Annotated in this window: 10 protein-coding genes; 8 read left to right on the forward strand and 2 right to left on the reverse strand. The window is 60.7% G+C overall.

What is annotated here, in order from left to right:
* Nucleotides 1–2 precede the first annotated feature (2 nt).
* The 7 genes from ACXAED_RS00565 (at nt 3) to ACXAED_RS00595 (ending at nt 7214) form a co-directional block, all read left to right on the forward strand.
* Nucleotides 3–443 carry a PaaI family thioesterase gene (locus tag ACXAED_RS00565; protein WP_475046072.1) on the forward strand — a complete coding sequence of 147 codons (441 nt, stop codon included), beginning with the start codon at nt 3–5 and terminating at the stop codon, nt 441–443.
* Complete coding sequence (locus ACXAED_RS00570; RefSeq protein WP_475046074.1) at nt 443–1240, forward strand: oxepin-CoA hydrolase, alternative type; 798 nt, start codon at nt 443–445, stop codon at nt 1238–1240. The genes ACXAED_RS00565 and ACXAED_RS00570 overlap by 1 nt, the downstream gene beginning before the upstream one ends.
* On the forward strand, nt 1237–2259 hold the full coding sequence (locus tag ACXAED_RS00575) for an NAD(P)H-dependent flavin oxidoreductase (RefSeq protein ID WP_475046076.1): 1023 nt from the start codon (nt 1237–1239) through the stop codon (nt 2257–2259). Before ACXAED_RS00570 ends, ACXAED_RS00575 begins: the two co-directional genes overlap by 4 nt.
* Complete coding sequence (locus ACXAED_RS00580; protein ID WP_475046077.1) at nt 2256–3791, forward strand: class I adenylate-forming enzyme family protein; 1536 nt, start codon at nt 2256–2258, stop codon at nt 3789–3791. Before ACXAED_RS00575 ends, ACXAED_RS00580 begins: the two co-directional genes overlap by 4 nt.
* 283 nt (nt 3792–4074) lie before the next feature.
* Nucleotides 4075–4833: an electron transfer flavoprotein subunit beta/FixA family protein gene (locus ACXAED_RS00585; protein ID WP_222506437.1), complete on the forward strand. Its 759-nt coding sequence runs from the start codon at nt 4075–4077 to the stop codon at nt 4831–4833.
* Nucleotides 4833–5759 (forward strand): electron transfer flavoprotein subunit alpha/FixB family protein, encoded by a 927-nt coding sequence (locus tag ACXAED_RS00590; RefSeq protein ID WP_207077586.1) that lies wholly within the window; start codon nt 4833–4835, stop codon nt 5757–5759. Before ACXAED_RS00585 ends, ACXAED_RS00590 begins: the two co-directional genes overlap by 1 nt.
* Before the next feature lie 180 nt (nt 5760–5939).
* Nucleotides 5940–7214 (forward strand): multidrug effflux MFS transporter, encoded by a 1275-nt coding sequence (locus ACXAED_RS00595; RefSeq protein ID WP_051357627.1) that lies wholly within the window; start codon nt 5940–5942, stop codon nt 7212–7214.
* 127 nt (nt 7215–7341) lie between these two features.
* Here ACXAED_RS00595 and ACXAED_RS00600 read toward each other — a convergent pair whose 3' ends face one another.
* Complete coding sequence (locus ACXAED_RS00600; RefSeq protein WP_475046078.1) at nt 7342–7626, reverse strand: GTP-binding protein; 285 nt, start codon at nt 7624–7626, stop codon at nt 7342–7344.
* Between the two features lie 397 nt (nt 7627–8023).
* Here ACXAED_RS00600 and ACXAED_RS00605 point away from each other — a divergent pair.
* Nucleotides 8024–9150 (forward strand): IS3 family transposase gene (locus ACXAED_RS00605; RefSeq protein WP_143570354.1). Its coding sequence is split into 2 segments (ribosomal slippage): nt 8024–8255 and nt 8255–9150, totalling 1128 coding nucleotides; the frame shifts between segments, so codons are not numbered across the junction.
* 59 nt (nt 9151–9209) lie between these two features.
* Here the strand turns inward: ACXAED_RS00605 and ACXAED_RS00610 are convergent.
* Nucleotides 9210–9842: a tyrosine-type recombinase/integrase gene (locus ACXAED_RS00610; protein WP_475046079.1), complete on the reverse strand. Its 633-nt coding sequence runs from the start codon at nt 9840–9842 to the stop codon at nt 9210–9212.
* Nucleotides 9843–9925: the final 83 nt, after the last annotated feature.

Genomic DNA, 9925 nt, shown 5'->3' on the forward strand with positions numbered 1-9925 from the left:
CCATGGCGGCGGGCGATCTGATAAAAGACGAAACCGGCACGCAGCGGCTGATCGGCTATGTCATTGACGTCGGACAACCCGACAAGCGTGCTCGTTGCACGCTGTCGGTGACGGATCATCACCTCAATCGCCACAATGTCCTGCACGGTGGCATCGCCACGACGATGCTGGACAGCGCCATGGGCGCAACCGCCAGCCTGTCGGTTGACCCAAGCGGCCGCGCACCGTTCCTGACCGTCTCGCTCACCACGCAGTTCGTCGCTGCTGCGACCGAGAAATCAAAACTGATCGCAACCGGTGAAGCCGTGGGTGGTGGCCGTTCATTATTGTTCGTGGATGGCGAATTGCGGGACGGGTCGGGTCGGCTGATCGCCACGGCAACAGGCGTATTCAAGCGCGTTCCAGCGGACAAATTGGACGCACCAAAAGGGAGTGACGGCTGATGCACGAGCTTGCCCGTTGCGAAGACCACGGTGATCACCTGATTGTCGTCAATTCGAACACCTCGAAGCGTAATGCGCTGTCGCCGGACCTCTATCGCGTTTTGGTCGATGGACTGGACCTTGCGGCCAGAGAGTCCCGCATCACCTCGGTCGTCCTGCGAGGAGACGGCGGATATTTCTGCGCTGGTGGCGACCTGGGCCTGCTTGCAACCCGCCGGGAGATGCCCCGAGATCAGCGTCTCGCGCGGATTGAAGAACTGCATGACGTGATCCGCGCGGTCCTGAACTGCCCGAAACCGGTAATCGCTGCCGTCGAGGGCGGCGCGGCTGGTGCCGGTGTTTCGCTTGCCTTTGCCTGCGACATGATCGTGGCTGACCGGGATGCGACATTCACCGCCGCCTACGTCAAGGCCGGCCTGGTCCCTGATGGTGGCCTGACAAGCACATTGGCCGCGCACCTGCCACGCGAGTTGGTGATGCGCATGACCTTGCTGGGGGAGCCGGTGACGGCAGAACGCCTGTTCAGCCTTGGGGCCATCTCGCAGATTGAACCTGCGGGCAACGTTGTCCCGGCCGCGCTTGCGCTGGCCGAGAGGCTTGGCGCCGGGCCATCCGGTGCCCAGGGCCGCATCAAAGCGCTGGTCAACAGCGCACATACGTCATCCCGCGTGGAGCAGATGAACGCTGAACGCGATGCAATGGCGGATGCCATTGCTGCCGCGGAAGCCGCCGAAGGCATCGCCGCATTCCTCGAAAAACGCCGTCCTGACTTTACCAAAGCGCGAGGCACCACATGACAGATCCGACCTTCGACACCGCCGTTACTCGGACCTATGGGTGCCGTCTGCCCATTGTCGCCGGTGGTCTGATGTGGCTCTCGGATGCGTCCTATGTGGCTGCCGGTGCCAATGCCGGCATCATGTCCTTCCTCACGGCGGCCAGCTTTCCCGAACCCGCCGACCTACGCGCCGAAATCGCAAAGTGCCGAAAGCTCTGCGGTGATCGCCCCTTTGGCGTCAACGTTTCCATGCTGCCAAAACTGGTCGAAGGCGAAAAGATTGCGGACACTTTCCGCCTGATCGCGGATGAGGGCGTACGCTTTGTCGAAACCTCGGGGCGCAATCCCGAAGCCTTCTTACCGTTCCTAAAGGACGCTGGCATCCGAGTTCTGCATAAGGTGCCAAGCGTGCGCTACGCGGTGAAGGCACAGCAAGTTGGGGTCGACATGGTCTCCATCGTCGGCGCGGAATGCGGCGGCCACCCCGGGCTCGATCTGATCGGAAGCATGGTCAACCAGGCGCTGGCCGAACGTCAGCTCGACATCCCTTTCCTGATCGGCGGTGGCATCGGTGCCGGTAGCCAGATCGTCTCGGCCCTGGCCTCCGGCGCTGCGGGCGTCGTGATCGGCACGCGCTTTCTGGTGTCCGAGGAAATCTCGGCGCACCCGCAATACAAGCGGGCCTTGGTGGCAGCCAACGAACGAGACACGACATTGACGATGAGCAGCGTGCGCAACACGGTGCGCACGCTCAGCAACGAAACGACCGAGATCGTGCTCCAGCTTGAGGCAGATAATCCCGATATCAGCATTGCCGAACTGATGCCTTATGTGTCCGGCGCGATTGGCCGCAAGGCATATGAAACCGGCGACGTATCGCGCGGGATGTTGTCCGCAGGACAGGCCCTAGGCCTGACCGACTCCATCGCCCCGCTGGCAGACATTGTCGCCCAACTGGAACAAGAGGCAGGTGTCGCGCTGGCGCGCCTGCGCCCCCAAACCCTTGCAACGCAACGCGCAGAGGTGCTGGCATCATGACCGAAAACAGCTTCCGGATTCATCATCTTGTCGAGGAGAGCGCGCGTGCCTATCCCGATGCGATTGCCCTCATAGATGGCAGCGGCCACCAGGTCACATACACTGAATACCAGGCGGCGATCGCCGAAGCCGCCACCTTGTTGCAAAACCGGGGCGTGCAGCCTGGCGACCGCGTCGCGATCGTGGCTGAAAACTGCATCACGACGGCGGTCTTCATTTTTGCGGCCAGCATCGTCGGGGCCTACGCGCTGCCAATCAACGCGCGGATGACCGCAACCGAAATCGCCCGCGTGATGGCGCATGCAACGCCGCGCGTGACTGTCTTCACAACCGAAGCCTCCAAAGAAGCGGCGGCACATGCGGAGACCGCAGGCGCGGAAACGCAGGAAACATCTTTTGGAAGTTTCGCCATAGCCGTCACCGGTGCCAGCGCCCCGGAAGTGGTCGAGGGCGGCCCGGACGAAACCGCTGTTCTGCTCTACACGACCGGCACCACTGGCGACCCCAAAGGGGTGATGCTGACTCACGCCAACCTGCGCTTTGCCGGCAGGGCCTCGGCCGAGCTGCGCGGCATGAGACAGGACGACAGGATCTATGGCGTGCTGCCGTTGACCCATGTTTTCGGGCTTGCTTCTATGCTGATGGCCGCCTGCGGTATCGGGGCGACGATCCAGCTTGAACCCCGCTTTCGTCCCGACGCACTGTACGCGGCGCTGATGGACAAAGCCACCGTTCTGCCCGCGGTGCCGCAGATGCACGCCCTGCTGATGCAATATGCCAAGGATCGGGGGCTTACACGGCTCGAAAGCAGTAAATTGCGCTATGTTTCCTCCGGCGCAGCCCCCCTTGATCCGGCATGGAAACGCAAGGCCGAGGCTTTCTACGGGCTGCCCTTGCAAAACGGGTACGGGCTGACGGAAAGCACCGCCGGCGTCTGCAGCACCCGCAATCCTATCGGGTCTCCCGATATCAGTGCGGGCTTTGCGTTGCCGGAGACAGAAATCCGGCTCGACACCTCGGTCGGCGCGGAGGGCGATCCGGATGCCGGTGAAATTCTGGTCCGCGGCCCGCAGGTCATGAAGGGATATTTCAGGAACCCGGCAGAAACCGCACGCGCCATTGACGCAGACGGATGGCTGCGCACCGGTGATCTTGGAAAGATGGACGAGGCGGGCAATCTGCACGTTGTGGGACGCTGCAAGGAACTGATCATTCGCGGCGGCTTTAACGTCTACCCGCCCGAGGTCGAAGCCGCGTTGAACGACCACCCTGACGTGATCCAGTCAGCCGTGATCGGCAATTCCGTCAACGGCGACGAGGAAATCCTCGCCTTTGTTCAGTGCGCTGATCCGGCGGCGCTGGACCAGGAGGCGCTCGCCGCCTTTGCCGCCAATCGTTTGACTGGCTACAAGCGGCCATCCCGCATCATTCTGACAACCCAGCTTCCGGCTGCGCCGACAGGCAAGATTCTGAAACACAAACTGCTGTCCGTTTTCGCGGACCAGCTGGCCCGACCCGCGGCAGAGGAATAGCGCAGGTGGTGAATGACATGAATGGTTCCAGCCCCGGCGGGGATGAAAGCCGCCGCCAGAACACGACCGAAGATCCTCCTGCCTCACGGACCCTTTCGTTGCCTGCACCGAGCCCGAGGCGCGTGCCGGCAACGCGATATCTGAAGAGTTTCATGTCATTCGGCATCTACTGAACCTTGCAACCGTGAAACCCGATGAAGGCACACGCGCTGTTCCTCAGGCGCGCAACCACCGGCCTTCAGTCGTTTCATCAATTCCAAACAACAACTTGGAGACCATGCCCATGAAGGTGCTCGTGCCTGTCAAACGCGTGATCGACTATAACGTGAAGGTCCGCGTCAAAGCGGATGGAAGCGGTGTCGATCTTGCCAATGTGAAAATGTCGATGAACCCCTTTGACGAAATTGCCGTCGAAGAAGCGATCCGTCTCAAGGAAGCCGGTAAGGCAGACGAAGTCATCGCGGTTTCGATCGGGGTCAAGCAAGCCCAGGAAACGCTGCGCACCGCGCTTGCAATGGGTGCCGACCGCGCCATCCTGGTTGTGGCCGCCGATGATATCCATACCGACATCGAACCGCTGGCGGTGGCCAAGATCCTCAGGGCGATCGTCGAGGAAGAGCAGCCGGGTATCGTTCTGGCAGGCAAGCAGGCGATCGACAACGACATGAACGCGACCGGCCAGATGCTGTCGGCGCTGCTGGGTTGGTCGCAGGGCACATTTGCCTCGAAGCTGGACATCGAAGGCGATCACGCGCTGGTCTCCCGCGAGGTCGACGGCGGGTTGCAGACGATCAAAGTCAAGATGCCGTCGATCATTACCGTGGATCTGCGCCTGAACGAGCCGCGCTATGCGTCGCTGCCGAACATCATGAAAGCCAAGAAAAAGCCGCTGGATGAGAAAACCGCGGCCGATTACGGCGTCGATGTCACGCCGCGCCTTGAGATCGTCAAGACCGACGAACCCGAGGCCCGCAAAGCTGGTGAAATCGTGGGCTCGGTCGACGAGCTTGTTGCAAAACTCAAAGACGCGGGGGCTGTGTAATGGCTGTTCTTCTTCTCGCCGAAGTCACAGATGGCGAACTCGTTTTCGACGCGACCGCAAAGGCCGTCACCGCCGCTACCAAACTGGGTGAAGTGACCGCGCTGTGCTGCGGTGGGTCTGCCGCTTCCGGCGGAGAGGCCGCCGCCAAGATCGACGGCATTTCCAAGGTGCTGGTCGCCGAGGACGCCTCGCTGGGTCATCGTCTTGCGGAATCCACCGCTGCGCTGATCGCCTCGCTGGCTGATGCGTACGAGCACATAGTCGCCCCCGCCACCACCGACGCCAAGAACATCATGCCGCGTGTCGCAGCCCTGCTTGATGCGATGGTGATCTCGGATGTCTCGGGCGTTGTCGATGGCAACACATTCGAGCGCCCGATTTATGCAGGCAATGCGATTCAGACCGTCAGGTCCTCGGATGCAAAGAAGGTGCTCACCATCCGGACCTCGACCTTTGACGCGGCTGGTGAAGGTGGTTCGGCCCCGATCGAGAGCATTTCGGTGGCGGACACCCCGGGCCTCTCCGAATGGGTCGAAGACAAGGTTGCGGCAAGTGACCGCCCCGAGTTGACCTCGGCCGGTATCGTCGTCTCGGGTGGGCGTGGCGTTGGCAGTCAGGAAGATTTCGCCCTGATCGAGAAATTGGCTGACAAGCTCGGTGCCGCAGTTGGTGCCTCGCGGGCCGCCGTGGACTCGGGCTTCGCCCCGAACGACCTGCAGGTCGGTCAGACCGGCAAGGTGGTTGCACCAGATCTTTACATCGCCGTGGGTATCTCGGGCGCGATCCAGCACCTTGCCGGTATGAAAGACTCCAAGATCATCGTTTCGATCAACAAGGACGAAGAGGCGCCGATCTTCCAGGTGGCCGACTACGGGCTTGTCGCCGACCTCTTCCAGGCCGTGCCGGAACTGACCGGGAAACTATGACAATCGCGTGGCGGTGACGGGAAACCCCGTTCTCTCTGGTCCGGATCCCGGACGTTTTCCAGGTCCGGCCACGCGGTTGGGCATTGCTAATGGGGAGATACAGGCGGGCCAGGAGGCCCGCTGGCCCGATCCGGTGCATGCCGCTGCCGGCACGGGCGGCATCGCAGAACTGGAGGCCACATGAACAGATCCACCGAATTCGCATCGGCGCCGCCAATGACCGCGCAGCGGGTCAGCCTGATCGGCGGGTTGATGGTCGCGATTGGTCCGATTGCCATGGCGCTCTATACGCCGGCGATGCCCGGTGTGGTTGCAGCGTACGAGTCCACCAAGGCGGTCGTGAAACTGACCTTGACGCTCTATTTCGCCGGTTTCGCTATTTCCCAGCTGGTCGCGGGGCCGCTATCGGATGCGATCGGGCGCCGTCCGGTGACGGTAATCTTCGCGGCGATTTTCTGCGTTGCGTCGCTGGGCGCGCTGCTGGCGCCGACAATCGAGACGCTGACCATTGCCCGCTTCGCCCAAGGGATTGGCGCGTCCGCCGGGGTGGCGATCTCGCGCGCTATCGTACGCGATTGTTTCCAGGGCGACGAATCGTCCAGCATCATGAACATGATCGGCATCATTCTTGCGGTCGGCCCGGCGGTTTCGCCGACGATTGGAGGGTTGCTCGTGCTGCATGTTGGGTGGAAATCGGTGTTCGCGGTGATGATCCTCTTCGGCCTTGCTATTGCGCTGGTCGCGTTGGTCGCGATGCGCGAAACCCTGCCTGCGCCGCAACCGCTGCGGCTGGCGGCCCTGGGCGGGTCTTATCTTCGGCTGCTCGGCAACCGGCATTTCATGACGGCGAGCCTGACGGTTGCGGGCTCGGTTGGGGCAATCTATGCGCAGGCGACACTGCTGCCCTTTATCCTGATGGGGCAGATCGGTCTGAGTCCCAGCGGATTCGGCCTGGCGATGCTTTTGCAATCGGGGCTGTTCTTCTCGGGCGCACTGGTGGCGCGATCCGTCATGAAACGAACCAGCGCTTACCGGCTAGTCTGGCCTGGGCTGGGTGCCATCGCCCTAGGAGCTTTGTTAATTTTCTCGCTTCTCTGGGCGGATGACCCGAAAACCTTCCGGGTGATGGTCCCGGTGGGCATCTATGCCTTCGGCATCGCCTTCGTGGTGCCAGCAATGTCCACCGCCGCACTGGCGCCCTTCCCCCGGATCGCCGGGGCGGCGGCAGCACTGATGGGATTCCTGCAGATGAGCGCAGGGTTGTTGGTCGGTACGATCGGCGCATTTTTCGCGGATACGCTGGTCGCGTTCGCGATGCTAATCCCGTCCATGGCTGTGGTGGCCTGCGCGAGCTACGCGATCTACCGTCTGAACCCGCATCTGGCCGAGCCGGAACCGCGCGAAAACGTGATTGGCACTGCTCCACCTGGGCGAACATTCCTGCGAGAAGAGTGAGGGAGCAAGAGACCATCCACTTTCCTAGGGGCTCTTGGCCTCAAGACAAACTGGTGGCTGTAGCATTGTGTAACATACTCGATCCAAAGTTGCTCGTGGCCCTGCTCCTCCTCCAGTTACGTGGTTCTCAGCTATGTTTAGGAAAACGGAGGATAGAGATGCCGGTTGCCTCGACAATTACGTGATCGGGGCGCGGGCGGCGACCAAGGGTGTCGCCGATCGCATAGAATAGATCGCCTGAGATGGTGCAACAGATGCAGCCGTTGGTAAGTTCGATCGTGTCCTGGCCCCGTAATTTCATCAGCGCGGAGTCGATGTTGATCGAGCCGAAATCGTTCACCAGTACAACCATCCGCAGCCCTTGATCTATTGCGCGCGTTGCAGCCATTGGCGCGAAACTGTTGTTGGTCACTCGCATCTGGTCAGGCAAATTGATGCGCGTGGTACGAAATAATGAGGACTATGTTTCCGAGTTAAAGCCGCGTTCGGCCCCAGTTCTTGGACCGGCTATCAAATGATGGAGATCGCCTTTGGCCCGCAACCCCGTTAATGCCTATCAGTACTTCACTGCACTTGGCATGAATGGCTGCACTACACGATGCGCAGCGGCGTTGCGAACGAAGCGCTCGCGGTGAAATTCTTGCTGCGAGCGCGCGCAGCGAGAAATCGGCACTTCTGGTGTGGGGTCGTCAGAACCACGGCTGCGTCGCGAACGCAGGTCCGCTCAGGATTGGCGAACGGCAAGATGGACTTGCTTCACTTCCGTTCCGGTTTTCTGCGAGCAATGCTCGCCATAGAGGAGACCGGATATGGCACCCAAACATAGTGAAGATTTCAAACGCGAAGCGGTCCGGATCGCGACGCACAGTGGCCTGACACGGCGGCAAGTGGCCTCAGACCTCGGTGTCGGATTTTCGACCTTGGGCAAGTGGATGCGGGACTATTCGACCGATCCGGCTGCAGCCGAGGACGCGGAACTGCGCCGCGAGAATGAGCGCTTGCGCAAAGAGAACCGTATCTTGCGGGAGGAGAGGGAGGTGTTAAAAAAGGCCGCAATCTTCTTCGCGAGCCAAAAGCAATGAGATTTCAGTTCATTGCGGAGTATCGCGGAGATCTTCCACGCGCCCATCTGTGCCGCCTGATGCAGGTTTCGGACCGTGGGCTCCGTGCTTGGCGTCGCAGGCCGCCATCACTGCGTCAGCGCCGCGATATGATCCTTCTAGCTCATATCCGCGAACAGCATCGGCTCAGCCTGGGCAGCTACGGCCGACCGCGTATGACGCAGGAATTGAAAGAGCTTGGTATCCAGGTCGGTCAGCGCCGCGTCGCCCGGATCATGCGCGACAACGGCATTCAGGTTCTGCGCAGCCGTAAATTCAAACGCACCACCGACAGCGCACACAGCTTCAACATAGCCCCGAACCGTCTGAACCAGGATTTCACGGCGACGGCGCCAGACCAGAAATGGGCCGGGGACATAACCTACATCTGGACGCGTGAAGGTTGGTCATACCTCTCTGTAATCATTGATTTATACTCAAGGCGCGTGATCGGTTGGGCGATTAGCAATCGTATGAAGCAGGACCTGGCATTGCGGTCCTTGGACATGGCCATCGCGCTGCGCCGGCCACCACCCGGCTGCATTCACCACACCGATCGCGGCGCCCAATATTGTGCTCACGAGTACCAGAAACGCCTTCGACGTCACAAACTGCTGCCTTCAATGAGCGGCAAGGGAAATTGTTATGACAATTCCGCTGTCGAGAGCTTCTTCAAATCCCTCAAGGCCGAGCTGATTTGGCGAAGCACCTGGCAAACGCGCCGGGACGTCGAGGTCGCAGTGTTCGAATACATCAACGGCTTCTACAACTCGCGCAGGCGCCATTCAGCGCTGGATGGAAAATCACCCGTGGCCTTCGAAAAGATCGCCGCCTAACATGAGCAACACACCGGAACGGAACCGGTGCAAGTCCAAGAGCCGCCCGCCAAGGTGGTTCAAATGTCGATTTGCTCGGCGATACTCAGCGCATCTTCAAGTTCGACGCCAAGATATCTGACTGTACTGTCAACCTTGGTATGTCCGAGCAGAAGCTGAACCGCTCTGAGATTTCCGGTTTTGCGGTATATCTCCGCTGCTTTGGTCCGGCGCAGCGAATGGGTGCCGTATCCACTGGGCTCCAGCCCGATCGCCGCCACCCAATCCCGCACAAGCCGGCCATATTGGCGCGTTGAGATATGCGGGCGGTCGTGAAGCCGGCTGGGAAACATGAAGCGGCAGCCGATCATTTCCGGCGACTTGATCCATGCGGTAATGGTATTCCGCGTGTTTTCAGAGAGTTCGAACTGAACGGGCCGTTTGGTTTTGCTCTGGATCACGGACACTCTTTCGCGAACGCGATCATCCCTCACCAGGTCGGTTACAGCCAGTTTCACCAGATCGCATCCGCGAAGCTTGCTATCAATTGCCACGTTGAACACCGCAAGATCGCGCAGGTTGCCCGCCAGTTCGAGCCGCGCTCGGATTGCCCAGACCTGTTTCGGCAACAGTGGTCGTTTCTGGCCGATGATCCGGCCCTTGTTCCAGGCTCTTCGTTTCGGGGTGACAGCGGGAAGTTGGACTCTTGGCATAGTGCTCCCTCCAATCCTCCCGCCAAGCCCAGACATCAGCACCGCGCTGACACCTGAATTTTACAGGCAGTTTGAATGGCCGT

This window comes from Leisingera sp. ABM4_103, assembly GCF_056158685.1.